General features: G+C 62.1%; 13 protein-coding genes. 12 read left to right on the top strand and 1 reads right to left on the bottom strand.

Going from position 1 to position 15030, the window contains the following annotated elements:
• The first annotated feature begins 82 nt into the window (after positions 1-82).
• The 10 genes from HCN50_RS13660 (at position 83) to HCN50_RS13615 (ending at position 10469) form a co-directional block, all read left to right on the top strand.
• Positions 83-1012, top strand: a complete 930-nt coding sequence (locus HCN50_RS13660) for a DMT family transporter (RefSeq protein WP_171710186.1) — start codon at positions 83-85, stop codon at positions 1010-1012.
• A 524-nt stretch (positions 1013-1536) separates the two neighbouring features.
• Positions 1537-1737 (top strand): DUF3551 domain-containing protein, encoded by a 201-nt coding sequence (locus HCN50_RS34775; RefSeq protein WP_171710185.1) that lies wholly within the window; start codon positions 1537-1539, stop codon positions 1735-1737.
• Between the two features lie 77 nt (positions 1738-1814).
• The gene (locus tag HCN50_RS13650) at positions 1815-2564 is read left to right on the top strand and encodes a carbonic anhydrase family protein (protein WP_171710184.1); all 750 of its coding nucleotides are present in this window, start codon (positions 1815-1817) and stop codon (positions 2562-2564) included.
• A gap of 589 nt (positions 2565-3153) precedes the next feature.
• Positions 3154-3594 carry a hypothetical protein gene (locus tag HCN50_RS13645; protein ID WP_171710183.1) on the top strand — a complete coding sequence of 147 codons (441 nt, stop codon included), beginning with the start codon at positions 3154-3156 and terminating at the stop codon, positions 3592-3594.
• Positions 3587-4819 (top strand): HlyD family secretion protein, encoded by a 1233-nt coding sequence (locus tag HCN50_RS13640; protein ID WP_171710653.1) that lies wholly within the window; start codon positions 3587-3589, stop codon positions 4817-4819. The genes HCN50_RS13645 and HCN50_RS13640 overlap by 8 nt, the downstream gene beginning before the upstream one ends.
• Positions 4820-4967: 148 nt before the next feature.
• On the top strand, positions 4968-6047 hold the full coding sequence (locus HCN50_RS13635) for a calcium:cation antiporter (protein WP_171710182.1): 1080 nt from the start codon (positions 4968-4970) through the stop codon (positions 6045-6047).
• Positions 6048-6252: 205 nt separating this feature from the next.
• Positions 6253-7071 (top strand): MlaD family protein, encoded by an 819-nt coding sequence (locus HCN50_RS13630; RefSeq protein ID WP_171710181.1) that lies wholly within the window; start codon positions 6253-6255, stop codon positions 7069-7071.
• A 78-nt stretch (positions 7072-7149) separates the two neighbouring features.
• Positions 7150-8325 (top strand): alpha-hydroxy acid oxidase, encoded by a 1176-nt coding sequence (locus tag HCN50_RS13625; RefSeq protein WP_376700290.1) that lies wholly within the window; start codon positions 7150-7152, stop codon positions 8323-8325.
• Positions 8326-8453: 128 nt separating this feature from the next.
• Positions 8454-9392, top strand: coding sequence for a DMT family transporter (locus HCN50_RS13620; protein WP_171710180.1), 939 nt, complete (start codon positions 8454-8456; stop codon positions 9390-9392).
• A 150-nt stretch (positions 9393-9542) separates the two neighbouring features.
• On the top strand, positions 9543-10469 hold the full coding sequence (locus tag HCN50_RS13615; protein WP_376700289.1) for a Bug family tripartite tricarboxylate transporter substrate binding protein: 927 nt from the start codon (positions 9543-9545) through the stop codon (positions 10467-10469).
• A gap of 174 nt (positions 10470-10643) precedes the next feature.
• Here HCN50_RS13615 and HCN50_RS13610 read toward each other — a convergent pair whose 3' ends face one another.
• Positions 10644-12329: a methyl-accepting chemotaxis protein gene (locus tag HCN50_RS13610; RefSeq protein WP_171710178.1), complete on the bottom strand. Its 1686-nt coding sequence runs from the start codon at positions 12327-12329 to the stop codon at positions 10644-10646.
• 240 nt (positions 12330-12569) lie between these two features.
• Here HCN50_RS13610 and HCN50_RS13605 point away from each other — a divergent pair, with 240 nt between their 5' ends.
• Both HCN50_RS13605 and HCN50_RS13600 read left to right on the top strand, forming a co-directional pair.
• On the top strand, positions 12570-13613 hold the full coding sequence (locus HCN50_RS13605) for a C-terminal binding protein (RefSeq protein WP_171710177.1): 1044 nt from the start codon (positions 12570-12572) through the stop codon (positions 13611-13613).
• Positions 13614-13685: 72 nt separating this feature from the next.
• A complete protein-coding gene (locus HCN50_RS13600; RefSeq protein WP_171710176.1) occupies positions 13686-15029 on the top strand; it encodes an ABC transporter substrate-binding protein in 1344 nt (447 codons plus the stop codon).
• Position 15030 lies beyond the last annotated feature (1 nt).

Below are 15030 nucleotides of genomic sequence, written 5' to 3'. Positions count from 1 at the left end.
TGTGACGGAAGCCGGGCACATTCCGGCCCGGCGATGCCAGCCGGGCGGGCCGCGGCGCCATGAAACAGGCCCTGTCCCTCGAATGCCGGCTTCCGAATCCACCGCACCCGCCCCATCGGGGAACTGGCTCACCAACCAGCCCTATCTCCTGCTCAGCATCACCGCGCTGTGCTGGGCCGGCAACGCCATCGTAGGAAGGCTCGCCGCCGGCCACATTGCGCCGGTGACGCTGTCGTTCCTGCGCTGGTCGTTCGCGTTCCTGATCATCCTGCCGTTTGCCTGGAAGTACCTTAAGCGCGACTGGGACGCGATCCGAAAGCGCCTCGGCCTCATGATCGTGCTCTCGATCACCGGCATCGGCGCCTTCAACACCCTGCAATACTGGGCGCTCGAACATACCCAGGCGCTGAACACGCTGCTGCTGCAGTCGGCAGGCCCGCTGGTTGTCGCGATCTGGTCGCTGCTGCTGCTCGGGGTGCGGCTGACGCTGGCGCAGGCGGCGGGCGTTCTGCTGTCGACGGCCGGCGTGCTGGTCATCCTGATGCATGGCGACCTCACCAAGCTGTCCAATATCGAGTTCAACCGCGGCGACCTGATCTTCATCGTGGCGCTGGCGATCTTCGGGCTCTATTCGGTTCTGTCGCTGAAGCGGCCGGCGATCCATGCGCTGTCGTTCGTCGCCTTTACCTTCGGCGTCGGTGCGGCCTGCCTGATCCCGCTGTTCATCTGGGAATTGTTCACGCGGCCGCTGATGCAGATCGACACCGCGAACCTCCTGACGCTCGCCTATGTCGCCCTGTTTCCCTCGACGATCGCCTATCTCTGCTTCAATCGCGGCGTGCAACTGATCGGTGCCAACCGCGCCGCGCCGTTCTTTCACGTGGTGCCCGTGTTCGGAACCATCATGTCGATCGCCTTTCTTGGCGAACACCCGCAGGTGTTCCACTTCGTCGGCTTCGCGCTGGTGCTGACGGGAGTGTTCGTGGCTTCGCGGAAGCCTCAAACTAATTGATACGGCGCACGAGCTGAAGCGGCAGGACTATTGATCCAGCCGCGTTAGTTGTGTGTGCGAACGCTACAGCGCCTCAGCGGGGAGCAGGAAGAAGGGCGGGGAAACTTGCGATTGCAATCATACCGGCATGGCTCCGCCGGTTTCGTGCAACGCGAATTCCCGATGCTGTTACAAGCAAAGTCTGGCACGCTTACAGTGCAAGTGTTGCCGCTCGCTGTTGTGCAGTTGCAGTAGCAGAGCGCGTAGCCCTCAGACGGCAACGCCATCGCAAGGAATGTTGTGAGCAAGATTATGCATGATTTGACCGACATTATTCCTCCATCATTGGTTGCAAGTTGTCGTTGACGAATTGCGGCACAAGCGCGATCCTATTAAGCGGCCCGATGAGATGACTTTTCTGGTGAAAGGAATTTGGGGCATCGCATGAGCCTCGGTGCCGTGATTCATCTGAGTAATTTATTGCCGCGTTGCAACAACACGAAAGATGACCCCGGTAATCACGCGAGCCATATTAGGAGTTTCCCATGCAGAGGTCGATTTTGGGAATTGCTTCGATCGTACTTGCGGCAGTCACGCTGACCCTTGCTACACCTGGAGAAGCCAAAAGCCGAAAAGCTCATTGGTGCTCCAAAATCGAGGGAAAATTGCACTGCAGCTACTACACCCAAGAGCAATGCCAAGCTTCAGTCAGCGGAAGAATGGGGTATTGCGTACATCGCCCCTGAGTCACCGTTAACATTCTAGATTACGGATTTAGGACGAGCAGTTTGTGCAGTGAGACCTGTGTGGACTGGAGGTTCCAATGCGTCAAAACACCCGACACTCTGAGGCTTGCAGTTGTTTCGGCCGCCGGAAATTTTTCGGGATAACAGCTTCAGCGACGATGTTCGCAATGGGCAGTGGCGGTCTCCTTTTTTCGGACGATGCGCGCGCAGACGCTCTCACCCGGGAGCAACGCGACAGGTTCACGCCGGAGCAGATCATCCAGGCGATGAAAAAGGGAAACGAGCGCTTTCGAAAAGGCGAAAGGAAAGATCGCAACTATCTGCGAGAACAACGGGCAAGCGCAGCAGGGCAGTATCCGGCGGCAGCGTTGCTCAGTTGCATCGATTCGCGCGCGCCGGCCGAAGTTATTATGGATCTTGGCATCGGTGACATCTTCAACAGCCGGGTGGCGGGCAATATCGAAAATCCAGATATTCTCGGCAGCCTGGAGTTCGCCTGCAAGCTTGCGGGAGCCAAGGTCGTGCTCGTGATGGGCCATACCGCCTGCGGGGCGATCAAGGGTGCAATCGACAATGCTGAACTCGGCAATTTGACGGGATTGCTCGCGAGGATCAAGCCGGCCGTCGACGCGACGACCTATACCGGCGACCGATCGGCGAAGAACTATGCATTCGTCGATGCGGTAGCGCGCAAGAACGTCGAGCTGACGGTCGCGAACATTCGGAAAGATAGCCCCGTCTTGGCCGAATTGGAATCCAAGGGCAGCATCAAGATTGCTGGCGCGATGTACAATCTCGAAACGGGCGCGGTCGAATTCTTTGGCTGAGGCTTCCGTAAGGCAGGTGATCGGAGTGACAAAGCTGCGCGCGGCCTCGAGGACTGCAGTCAGCGGCGACGCGATGCTTGCGGCCCTCGCAACGGGACGCTTGCCACGATGGTTGCGCGTAGCTGTCGTATTCGGCCTTGTCGTTCTGGCATGCGCAGCCGGCCTTCTCGCCTATCGCCATGTCACTCAACCGACCGTGCTAACCGTGGCTACCGGCTCAATTGGCGGCGACGTCACGCGGTTAATGTCACTCATCGCAACCCGGCTGGCCGCCAATGATGCGCCGGTACAACTCAGGATCATCGACTCAGCGTCCCAGGGCAGCCGTTTAGGGCTTCTGACGCGCGCTACAGCTATGAAGAAATCCTCAAGCGGCTTCCGGGCGACGGCGTTGCGACCGCGATGATCGCCGCATGCAATGCGGCGGGTCCCGAGCCAATGCGAAGGGTGATGGCCGTGTCATGAATTTAGCTGTGGGTTTCGTGGCAGGCAGAATTGTTAAGGGCTGGGTTCCAAAACGCCCTTGCAGGTTCTTCACTATCAAGCAACACTTGGGGTTGCGCTGATTTCCGGGAGGGGAGTACCGGCCATGAGCGAACAGCTTCATCCGACAGCACCTCATCATCTGCCATTCTTTATCACCGGGCCGAATGCATTGGACGGCCTGACGGTGTTCACAGGCCTTCTTCTGGTGGCAGCGATATTTTCAGTGGGCATACTGTATTGGAAGCTGCACAGTCTGCCGGAGCGCATGGCGCACAAGTCCCAGAAGCTTCAGTTCGAGATCGTGGCCGTCCTCGGCCTGATATCGCTCTTTACCCACATGCATATCTTCTGGATCGCCGGGCTGCTGCTGGCCTTGATCGACCTGCCGGATTTCGGCACGCCGCTGCGCGGCATTGCCGGATCGGTCGAGAAGATTGCCGGCGCCGTACCCGAGAGCCATGTCACGGTCGCGCCAGCGGCTCCAGCAACTGACCGCGCGAAAAGCTCGTCCGCCCAGAACGAGGAGGTGCAAGGCCATGCTTGAGCTCATCCTCTGCTCGCTCGTAACGATACTGCCCGACTATCTGTATCGCCGCTATCGGCAGGGCAAGCGGCTCGGCAAGGAAATCACTTTCTTTTCGGTGTGGTACGAGCTGCGGTGGGGCATTACGGGCTGCCTGATGCTCACCGTCGCGTTGATCACCGTGATTTTCTATTATCATCCCTCGACCACAGCGGCGGCGTTGTACTTCCGGACCGTGCCGATCCTGCCGGAGAGTTCGGGCCGCGTGGCTGAAATCAATGTCGGCTTCAGTCAGGCTGTGAAGGAAGGTGACGCTCTGTTCAGGCTGGATAGCTCGCGGCAGGAGGCCGCCGTCGAAGCCGCCAAACGCAAGATCGCCGAGGTCGACGCCGCGTTGCACGCGGCCCAGGCCGATCTCGTCAAGGCCGAGGCCCAGATCAGCGAGTCAAAAGCTTCCCATCAACAGGCCAAGGACGAACTCGATGCGAAGTCGGAATTGCAGCGCCGCAATCCCGGTATCGTGCCGCAGCGTGATATCGAGAAGCTGCAGGTCCTCGTCAACGGAAGGCAAGCCGGCATCGACGCCGCACTTGCCGCAAAGCAAGCGGTGACGTCACAGATTTCCACGATGCTGCCCGCCCAAAAGGCTAGCGCTGAGGCTGCTTTGGCGCAGGCTCAGGTCGATCTTGACAAGACCTATATCCGCGCCGGCATCAATGGTCGCGTGGAGCAGTTCGCGCTGCGTGTCGGCGACGTCGTCAATCAGGCGATGCGGCCCGCCGGCATCCTTATCCCGGAGGGCGCAGGCCAGCAGGCCCTGCAGGCGGGGTTCGGACAAATCGAGGCGCAGGTCATCAAGCCGGGGATGGTGGCGGAGGCGACTTGCATCTCAAAACCTTGGGTCATCATCCCGATGGTCGTTGTCTCTGTGCAGGACTTCATCGCCGCCGGCCAGTTCCGAAGCGGCGAGCAGTTGATCGATCCCCAGAGCCTGCGGCAGCCGGGGACGATCGTAGCGTACCTCCAGCCGCTCTATCAGGGCGGTCTCGAAGGAGTTACGCCAGGCTCAAGGTGTGTAGTCAATGCCTATACAAGCAACCACGATGTGATCGCCGCCAAGGAAACGAGCTGGGGCAAGGCCCTCGCCCTGCATGCTGTGGATGCGACGGCGGTCGTGCATGCGGTGCTGCTGCGCGTCCAGGCGCTGCTGCTGCCAATCCAGACGCTGGTGCTGAGCGGGCACTGACATGGTGAAGTGCGCCAATTGCCTTCCGATAGCTTTGATCGCTCCGCCTGCATCGTCGTCCTCATGGCACCGTTGCCGCTTGGGGAGCTTGCTGTTGCGCATGCGATATGGCGACGGCCGCGTTGCGCTGTCGTTGCTGTGTTGAAACATGACGGCTAAGAAAAGCACATGGTGGACATGGGCGTGGCCCTTATTCTCGTGGGTCGTTCTGCTGCTGGCATTCGTTATCGATGGAGGTGGGCTCGTCGCTGCAATCGCCAGCATCACGCTATTCGGTGCCGTGTTCACAGCAGTGTACCACGCAGAAGTCATTGCGCACCGCCTCGGCGAGCCGTTCGGCACGCTGGTCCTGGCATTGGCCGTCACGGTCATCGAGACCGCGCTGATTGTTTCAGTCATGATCGCAGCTCCAGCCGATAAAGCAGGTCTGGCGCGCGATACCGTCTTCGCCGCAGTGATGATCGTGTGCAACGGAATTGTAGGATACTGCCTGCTCATCGGTGGCGCGCACCATCGCGAGCAGGGATTTCAGCTCCAGGGAGCAAGCGCCGCACTCGCCGTGCTGGCTGCACTTACTTTCCTCGCCCTCATCCTTCCCAACTACGCAGCCACCGAGCTTGGATCGGCCTACAGCACGCCGCAGCTCGTCTTCGCCGCGCTCGTGTCGTTGGTACTCTATGGCGCGTTCCTGTTCATCCAGACGGTGCGACATCGCGACTTCTTTCTTCCAATCCAGGCTGACAACGAGGAGATGCACGAACTTCCACCATCCAGCGGAACCGCTGCCTTCAGCGCAGCCCTTCTCCTTGTCTCGCTGGTTGGCATCGTCGGCCTCGCCAAGTTGTTGACGCCGACGGTTGAATTCGCTGTCGCCCGCCTTGACGTGCCGAAAGCAGTGGTGGGCATCATCATTGCCGCGTTGGTGCTGCTCCCTGAAGCTTTGGCGGCTTCAAGGGCTGCCCAGATGAATCGGCTGCAAACCAGCTTGAACCTGGCTTTGGGATCGGCACTGGCCACGATCGGTCTGACAATCCCGGCAGTTGCGGCGGTTTCAGTTGTTCTCGGGCAACGTTTGCAACTCGGCCTCGATACGAAAGATCAGGGCTTGCTGGCCGCGACGCTGCTTCTCAGCGTGATTACATTAGGCACGGGCCGGACTACTGTTCTACAAGGCGTTGTCCATCTGGTAACCTTTGCAGCCTTCATGTTTTTCGCTCTGGTGCCGTGAAGCAGCAGTGGCCTTGTGAAGCAACGGATGTCGGCTAGTGGCTGGAGATGCCGGCAGACCGCGGCGATGGCTGCTCGCCAGGGAACGGCAGAATCGCGACCCGCGATCTGGACAACCGACCATATCCCTCAGTTTCGCGTGCTGGGCGCGGTGACTTGCCGTCATAAATCCGTTATCACTCAGACCTGTTTCGTCTGGATTTTCGATGAAAGTTCGCGCCACTAATCTGATGATCGGCACGCTGACCTTGGCCCTGATCGCCGGGTCGCTCACGGCGTGGCTTAGCTATCAGAAGCTCGCCGGGATCAAGCAAAGGGTGCCGTTCCGCGTGATCTTCGAAGGCTCGGCGTCCGGCCTGCGCAATGGCGGCAGCGTGAACTTCGCCGGCATCCGGGTCGGCGAGGTGGTGTCGCTGAAGCTCGACCATCCGCGCCGCGTGGTGGCGCTTGCCATGATCGACGGTGACACGCCGGTGAGGAGCGACACCCAGGTCGGTCTCGAATTCCAGGGCCTGACGGGGATCGCGGCGATCTCCTTCACCGGCGGCTCGGACGAGGCGCCGCCGCCGCAAAAGGGACCTGACGGCATTCCCGAGCTCACCGCCGATCGCGAAGGCACGCTCAACACCCAGGAAAAAATCCGCGTGGCGCTGCGCAATGTCGATCGTGTGATTGCCGACAACGAAGTGGCGATCAAGGATACTTTACGGAATTTCGAGACGTTCACCGCGTCGCTGTCGGGCAATGGCGACAAGATCACGTCCATCATCGCGACAGCCGAATCGGGCGTCAGCGCCGTCGACGGCGCGATGGACAAGACCAAGGATTTCCTCGGCCGCCTCGCCAGCGACAAGTATGGCGGCGAATTGCTGCCGACCGTGATCTCGATGCGCGAATTGATCGAAAGTTTTGACAAGAAATCCGGACAGGTCTTAGCTGACGCGCGAAAGATGCTCGGCGAGGTCAGCGCCGCTATCAACAAGTCGGACCCGAAACCTGCCGCACCACCGCCCCGCCGCCGCTGAGCTCTCCCGCATCACAACAACAATGGAACGCCCGACGTGCTCGACAAATCTGCGGCCCTGACCGCGCCGCCGCCGACCGTGACCCGCACCGAGAGTACGGTGCCGCAAGCGTTGCAGAAGTATCTCGCGCTCGATGATTTCGAATCCGTGGCGCGGCGCCGGCTTCCGAAATTTCTCTACGGCTATATCTCCGGCGGCGCCGAGACTGACGCTGCGATGCGCGACAACCGCAAGGCGTTCGACGAATACGGCTTCGTGCCGCGCGTGCTCAACGACGTCTCCAGCCGCGACCAGACCACGACCTTGTTCGGCAAGACCTATGCCGCGCCGTTCGGCATTCCGCCGATGGGCTCGTCCGCGCTCGCCGCCTATCGCGGTGACATCGTGCTGACACAAGCCGCTAAGGCTGAGAACGTGCCGATGATCTTGAGTGCCTCCTCGCTGATCACGCTGGAGGATGTGCGCGCCGCCAATCAGGCCGCGTGGTACCAGGCCTATCTCGCTGGTCTTCCCGAGCGGATCGAGCCGTTGGTCGATCGCGTGGCGGCTGCCGGTTACGACACCTTCGTCGTCACCGCCGACGTGCCGGTGCCGCCAAACCGCGAGAACAACATCCGCAACGGCTTTCAGGTGCCGCTCGCGATCACGCCGCGCGTATTCTGGGACACGGTCACGCATCCGCACTGGCTGTTCGGCACCTGGGCGCGCACCGTGATCAACCATGGCATGCCGCATTTCGAGAACATGGACGCGCGGCGCGGCCCGCCGGTGCTGGCGAAAAACCTGATGCGCAACATCGGCGCCCGCGACCAGCTCGCCTGGAAGCACGTTGAGCTGATCCGCAAGCGATGGAAGGGCAAGCTCGTGGTCAAAGGGCTGGTCTCGCCGGCGGACGCGAGAATCGCGCGGGAGAGCGGCGTCGACGGCGTGATGCTGTCCAATCATGGCGGCCGCCAGCTGGACTACACGATGTCGGGCCTGCGCATGCTGCCGGAGATCGCGGCCGAAGCCAAGGGCATGACGGTGATGGTCGACGGCGGCATCCGCCGCGGCACCGACGTGATCAAGGCGCTGGCGCTCGGCGCGCATTTCGTCTGGATCGGCCGTCCGTTCCTCTATGCCGCGATCGCCGGCGGCGAGGCCGGCGTGCAGCGCGCGATCTCGCTCTTGAAAGCCGAGATCGATCGCGACCTCGCGCTATTGGGCATCCGCAAGCTCAGCGAGATCACACCGGACCTGGTGCGGAAGTTTTAGAGCAACCAAGTTTTCGGCACCAGACTGTCGTCACGCGCGAAAGCGGGTGACCCACGCAAGGCATTGTAGCATTGCGTGCGCGGGGCTTGTCGCGTGGCGGAAAATCCGGCCCTATTCGGCCCCGCGACATGACCAAGCCCGCACCAGCGCCGCCCGCCCACCGTCCGGTCCGGTGGCTGACCAACCAGCCTTATCTGCTGCTGAGCCTGACCTCGCTGTTCTGGGCCGGCAACATCGTGCTGGCGCGCCATGTCGCCGGCCACGTGCCGCCGCTGACGCTTTCCTGCGTCCGCTGGATCGGCACCTTCCTGATCCTGCTGCCCTTTGCCTGGCCGCATCTCAAGCAGGACTGGCCGGTGCTGCGCGCGCATATGCCGATGATGCTGTTCCTGTCGCTGGTCGGATTCGCCTACAACAATGCGATTTCCTACTGGGCCCTGCAATATACCGAGGCGCTGAATGCGCTTCTGATCCAGTCGGCGGGACCACTGTTCGTCGCGCTGTGGTCGCTGGCGCTGTTCGGCGTCCGCCTGACGGGTGCGCAGCTTGCCGGCATTACCATCTCGCTTGCGGGTGTCCTCACCATCATCCTGCGCGGCGATTTCGGCGCGCTTGCCGGCATCAGCTTCAACCGAGGCGACCTGATGTTTGCGAGCTCGCTGGTGTCGTTCGGCCTCTATTCGGCGCTGATTCCACGCCGGCCGGTAACGCATGCGCTGTCCCTGATTTCATTCACCACCTGCTGCGGCGCCGTGATGCTGCTGCCGTTCTCGATCTGGGAATTTTCGACCGGCGCGACGCTGAAGTTCGACATGATCTCGATGGCGACGCTGGGCTATGCCGTGATCTTCCCCTCGACGCTGGCGTATCTGTTCTTCAACCGCGGGCTGGCGCTGATCGGGCCCAATCGTGCCGCGCCGTTCTTCCATCTGGTGCCGGTATTCGGCTCGGCAATGGCGATCGTTCTGCTCGGCGAGCAGTTGCGGTTATTCCATCTGGTGGGCTATGCGCTGGTGCTGGCCGGCGTGGTGATCGCCTCAAGGCGGGCGTCAGCCAAGAAAACTTAGCAACCCCTGCGGCTTAGCGACATACCGGCTTCCACTTTATCCCCCGGCAGGCTAGCTTGCCGGCCAATCCAACATAACAACAAACGAGGAAACGATTAAATGTTCGCGTTATTGAAGCGGTACCGGCACGTCGCAGCGGCGGCGCCCCTGATGCTGGCGATGATCGCCACGGCAGCCGCGCAGGCGCCCTACCCGAACCGCAACATTACGCTGGTGCTGCCATTCGCCGCCGGCAGCGGCACCGATACCACGACGCGCATCATTTCGAAGGAGCTCGGCACCGCGCTCGGCACCGGCATGGTGATCGAGAACAAGGCCGGCGCCAACGGCTCGATAGCAGCGAGCTATGTCGCGCGCTCCGCGCCCGACGGCTATACGCTGTTCGTGACCACCAACACGTCGCATTCGGCCAATCCGTATCTGCTCAAGAATATGACCTACGATCCGGTCAAGGATTTCACGCCGATCGCGCGGACCGGCGACCTGCCCTTCATGCTGGTGATTCATCCGGACATTCCGGCCAATTCGGTGGCCGAACTGATCGCGCTCGCCAAGAAGGAGCCGGGCAAATACACCTACGCCAGCGGCAGTTCGGCGGCGATCGTCGCCGGCGCGACGTTTGCCCGCCTCGCCGGCATCGACCTCCTGCACGTGCCCTACAAGAGCTCGCCGCCCGCGCTGACCGACCTGATCGCCGGCCGCGTCTCGATGATGTTCATCGACGTGCCGACCGGCCTGCCGCATGTCAACGCCAAGGCGCTGAAGGCGCTGGCGGTGACGACCAAGAAGCGCTCGGCGCTGCTCCCTGATCTGCCGACCATGGACGACACCGTGAAGGGTTTTGATATTACCTCATGGCAGGGCTATTTCGGCCCGGCCAATATGCCGAAGGATATCGTCACAAAGTTAAACGCAGAAATCCGCAAGGTCGTGGAACGGCCCGACATCAAGAGCCAGCTCGCCGAGCGCGGCATGGAAGCCTTCTCCGGCACGCCGGAAGAGTTCGACGCCTTCGTGAAGGAGCAGCTCGTGGTATGGGAAAAGCTGATCACCGCCGCGGGGATTGAGAAGCAGTAGGGAGAGCAAGCGCTCTTTCCCCGTCATTGCGAGCGAAGCGAAGCAACCCATGTCTCGTCACGGGCAAAGATGGATTGCTTCGTCGCTGCGCTCCTCGCAATGACGGATGGATACAGCAACGACCCTCTCCCCGTCATGGGCGAGCTTGATGACCGGTAGAACAGCGCGAGCTTCTTACGCCGCTCTCATCTTCCCCAAAAATTCGTCCACCGCGCTGCGCAGCATGCTGGACTGGGTGTCGAGTTCGCGGGCGCTAGCCAGCACGTCGGACGCTGCCTTGCCGGTTGCGGCCGCCGCCGTGGTGACGCCGCCGATATGGGCCGAGATTTCGTTCGATCCGGCCGCCACCGACTGAATGTTGCGCGCGATTTCGCGGGTGGCGCCGCCCTGCTGCTCGACGGCAGTCGAGATCGAGACCGTAATCTCGCTCATCTGCGCGATGGTTTCAGTAATGCCGCCGATCGAGGCCACGGCCTCGCTGGTAGACGCCTGCATGGCGGCCACCTGGGAGGAAATTTCCTCGGTCGCCTTCGCGGTCTGGTTGGCCAGCGCCTTCACTTCCGATGCGACCACCGCGAAGCCGCGGCCGGAATCGCCGGCGCGCGCCGCCTCGATGGTGGCGTTGAGCGCGAGCAGATTGGTTTGCGCCGCGATCGAGTGGATCAGCTTGACCACTTCGCCGATCTTCTCGGCGCCGGTCGAGAGCGCGCCGACGGTAGCGTTGGTGCGCTCGGCGTCGCTGACTGCTTTCGCAGCGATCTCGCTGGAGCGCGTCACCTGACGGGAGATCTCCGTAACCGAGCTGGAGAGCTCTTCCGCGGCCGATGCCACCGTGCCGACATTGTCGGACGAACGCTGCGATGCCGCGCCGACGGTCGCCGCCCGCGCGCTGGCGTCGCTGGCGGTCGTGGTCATGGACTGCGCGGTGCTCTGCATGCCCGCGGCCGCCGTCGAAACCGTGCGGACGATACCGGTGACGCTGCGTTCGAAATCACTGGCGATGCTTTCCATCGCCGCCCGCCGTTCCGCCTCGGCGCGCGCCTGCACCTCGGCTTCCTTCTGCTCGAGCCCGCGGATACGCACCGCATTGTCCTTGAAGATCTGGACGGTCGCGGCCATCGCGCCGATCTCGTCGCCGCGGCCGATGCCGGGAATTTCGCCGTCGAGCCGGCCTTCCGCGAGGTCCTGCATCCGGGCGCCGAGTTGGCTGAGCGGCTTCGAAATGCTGCGGCCGATCATCCAGGCGATGCTGCCGGCAACCAGCGCAATGCCGATAACGGCAAGCCCGAGCAGCGTCGCCAGCGGCTTCATCTTGGCGTCGAGATCGTCGAGGTAGGCGCCGGTTCCGACGAACATGTCCCAGCCGGGGATCGGAACCGCGTAGGAGAATTTACGGATCAGCTCGTCTTGTCCGGGCTTACGGAATTCATAGCGCAGCATGACTTCGCCGTTGGCCGCGACGCCGTCGCGCAGTTCGCGCACCAGCTTGCGACCACCGGTGTCGATATCCATGCGGTTCTGGCCGATTTGGCTGGGAACCGGCGCCAGCACGGCGACGCCGTCCATCGTGTAGGCGAACACGTAGCCGTTGCCATTGTCGAAGGTCAGCGTATTGCCGCGCTTGCTGAACTCGGCAATTGCCGCCTCCTTGGTCATCTGGCCCGCGGCAACCTGCTTCTGCAAGCCCAGCGCCATGTTGCGCGCCATGTCGACGATCGCCTTGGTCTGCTCGATCCGCGCATTGAGCATCTCACGCTGCATCAAATAGCCTGCGAGCACGCCGGCGGCGCACAGGCCGAGCAGGGTCACGCCCACGAGAATGCCGAGCTTGGGGGTGATCTTGAGGTTGGTCAGCTTCACGGGGGTCTCCGAAATGGGCGCGTGGCACGCGATTTGGCCGATTGATTTGGCGCACAATATCGTGAGACCCTTTAGCGCTTTGTTACGAAGTCCGGCTGCAGACGGCGCTTTTCGAATAGAGAGGCAACCGGCGATTGTAGCCGGACCTCGTCCTGTCGCGTAAAAGGTGAAGTTGCGTAGGAAAGTGGCGGCGGACTGCCGTCCCAAACCAACACCGAAGTTAAATCGGGAGAGCAGGAAATGCCGAAATTCAGGGTAGTCACGCCGAAGGGAGCAAGCTTCACGGTCGCCGGAGGCGGCTACGACTATGAGAAGGAAGCACTCGACCCGATCGGGGCCGAAATCATCGAGGCCCCCGCCAACGAGGCCGAATTCATCGCCGCCGCAAAGTCCGCGGACGCGATCTACGCCAAGGGCATGCCGATCACCAAGGCGATCATCGACGCGCTGGAGAACTGCAAGGTGATCACGCTCGGCAGCGTCGGCGTCGACTCGGTCGACGTCAAGGCTGCCACCGCTCGCGGCATTCCCGTCACCAACATTCCCGATACCTTTATCGAGGAGGTCGCCGACCACGCCATGATGCTGCTGCTGGCCGGTTTTCGGCGCCTGGTCGAGCAGGACAAGATGGTGCGCACCGGCCGCTGGTCGGAAGGCCGCCCGGCGCTATTGAAAATTCCGCGGCTGATGGGGCAGACGCTCGGCTTCATCTCCTTCGGGCGCGTGGCGCGCGCGGTTGCCAAGCGCGCCGCCCCCTTCGGCCTGCGCATGATGGCCTACGATCCCTTCATCCAGGAAACGCTGATGTACGATCACGGCGTGATCCCGGCAACGCTGTCCGAGGTGCTGCAGCAGTCGGATTTCGTCTCGATGCATGCGCCGGCCCGGCCCGAGGTGCATCACATGCTGACCGAGAAGCATTTCCGCCAGATGAAAAATTCCGTCATCTTCATCAATACCGGCCGCGGCGCCACGGTGGACGAGGAAGCGCTGATCAAGGCGCTGCAGGAGGGCTGGATTGCCCATGCCGCCCTCGACGTGCTGGAAAAGGAGCCGCCGTCGCACAACAATCCGCTGCTCTCGATGGAAAACGTCACCCTGACCGCCCATGTGGCGTCGGCCTCGGCACGTTTTGACGAGGCGCGCAAGCGCCGCGTGGGCTACGAATTGTCACTGGTCCTGTCCGGCATGTGGCCGGTAAGCTGTGTCAATCCGTCGGTGCTGCAAAACACCTCGCTCCGCCGCTGGCAACCCGTCAGCATGGACCGAGGGCCCAACAGCTAACACGGCGAAAGCGTTTCGAACGAGAGGGTTCACCGGCGATTCAACGCCGGGAACCGATACAGGGAGAGAAGCATGAACGACATCACCCGTCGCGATGCGTTGGCTTTGGGCGTTTCCGCCGCGGCGCTGGCCGTGACCGGCGCATCCGCGCAAACCTCGTCCAACATCAAGGCCGCCGACGTCCCGGACCCGAAGTTTGCGATCGAGAAAGGCGCGAGCCTGCGCATGCTGCGCCCGGTCCGTTTCGTGCAGGCCGACGAAGACGTGTTCCGCGCCAATGCAAAGGCCTTCAGCGACAGGACTGGCGTCGAGGTGAAGGTCGACTTCGTCGGCTGGGAGGACATCAACCAGCAGACCGCAGTGACCTCGAATTCCGGCGCCGGCCCTGACATCATCATCGGCTTCTCCGACGCGCCGCACATCTACATCGATAAGCTGGTCGAACTCACCGATGTCGCCGACTATCTCGGCAAGCGCTATGGCGGCTGGCTGCCGCTGGCGCAGAAATACGGCATGCGCAACAAGAGCAGCGCCTGGATCGGTTTGCCGTTCGGCGCCACCGCCGGCCCGCTGATCTATCGCAAATCGGTGCTGCAATCGGTCGGCTTCGACAAGGTCCCGGAAGACCACGCCGGAGTTGTGGACCTGTGCCGCAAGCTGCACAAGGCCGGCAAGCCGGCCGGCTTTGCGCTCGGCAACGCCAAGGGCGACGGCAACGGCTTTGCCAATTGGGCGCTGTGGTCGCACAACGCCTCCCTGCTCGATGAGGAGGGTAATGTCGTCATCAACAGCAAGGAGACGATCGCCGCGCTGAACTGGGTGAAAGAACTGTACCCGACCTTCATCGCCGGCACCTCGTCGTGGAACGACGTCAGCAACAACCGCGCCTATTCCTCGCAGGAAATCTCGCTGACCGCCAACGGCGTCTCGCTGTATTTCTCGCTGAAGAACGATCCGGCGACGCGCGCGATCGCCGAGGACAGTGAGCATCAACTCTTGCCGAAGGGCCTCGCCAAGGTTTCGCCGATGGCCGGGCTGACGTTGAACGCGATGCTGTTCAAGCACAGCCAGTATCCCAACGCTGCGAAAGCGTTCCTGCAGTTCATGCTGGAAAAGGAACAATACGAGCCGTGGCTCAACGCCAACTCCGGCTATTGGTCGCAGCCACTCGCCGCCTATGCCGAAGCCGCCGTCTGGTCGAGCGATCCCAAGGTCTCGATCTTCAAGGACACGATGAAGAGCACCTACTACGACGGCTACAAGGGCCCGATCTCGACGGCAACGGGCGCAGTCAGCGCCGACTACGTGCTGATCCAGATGTGCGCAGCGGTTGCAACCGGTGCCTCGACGCCGGAAGCCGCGGCCGCGGAAGCGGAGCAGCGCTGCAAGCGGTATTTCCGGCGGCAGGGGCGGTAGG

Origin of the sequence: Bradyrhizobium archetypum (assembly GCF_013114835.1) — a bacterium.
In the GTDB taxonomy this organism is placed as follows: Bacteria; Pseudomonadota; Alphaproteobacteria; order Rhizobiales; family Xanthobacteraceae; genus Bradyrhizobium; species Bradyrhizobium archetypum.
The sequence above is the reverse complement of the archived record's forward strand: the minus strand, read 5'-3'. Positions and strand labels throughout refer to the sequence as shown.

Excerpts from the sequence above, each read along its gene's own strand:
- HCN50_RS34775 (WP_171710185.1), top strand. The coding sequence starts at position 1,537 with ATGCAGAGGTCGATTTTGGGAATTGCTTCGATCGTACTTGCGGCAGTC.
- HCN50_RS13605 (WP_171710177.1), top strand. The coding sequence starts at position 12,570 with ATGCCGAAATTCAGGGTAGTCACGCCGAAGGGAGCAAGCTTCACGGTC.
- HCN50_RS13620 (WP_171710180.1), top strand. The coding sequence starts at position 8,454 with ATGACCAAGCCCGCACCAGCGCCGCCCGCCCACCGTCCGGTCCGGTGG.
- HCN50_RS13640 (WP_171710653.1), top strand. The coding sequence starts at position 3,587 with ATGCTTGAGCTCATCCTCTGCTCGCTCGTAACGATACTGCCCGACTAT.
- HCN50_RS13635 (WP_171710182.1), top strand. The coding sequence starts at position 4,968 with ATGACGGCTAAGAAAAGCACATGGTGGACATGGGCGTGGCCCTTATTC.
- HCN50_RS13600 (WP_171710176.1), top strand. The coding sequence starts at position 13,686 with ATGAACGACATCACCCGTCGCGATGCGTTGGCTTTGGGCGTTTCCGCC.
- HCN50_RS13660 (WP_171710186.1), top strand. The coding sequence starts at position 83 with ATGCCGGCTTCCGAATCCACCGCACCCGCCCCATCGGGGAACTGGCTC.
- HCN50_RS13650 (WP_171710184.1), top strand. The coding sequence starts at position 1,815 with ATGCGTCAAAACACCCGACACTCTGAGGCTTGCAGTTGTTTCGGCCGC.
- HCN50_RS13615 (WP_376700289.1), top strand. The coding sequence starts at position 9,543 with ATGCTGGCGATGATCGCCACGGCAGCCGCGCAGGCGCCCTACCCGAAC.
- HCN50_RS13630 (WP_171710181.1), top strand. The coding sequence starts at position 6,253 with ATGAAAGTTCGCGCCACTAATCTGATGATCGGCACGCTGACCTTGGCC.
- HCN50_RS13645 (WP_171710183.1), top strand. The coding sequence starts at position 3,154 with ATGAGCGAACAGCTTCATCCGACAGCACCTCATCATCTGCCATTCTTT.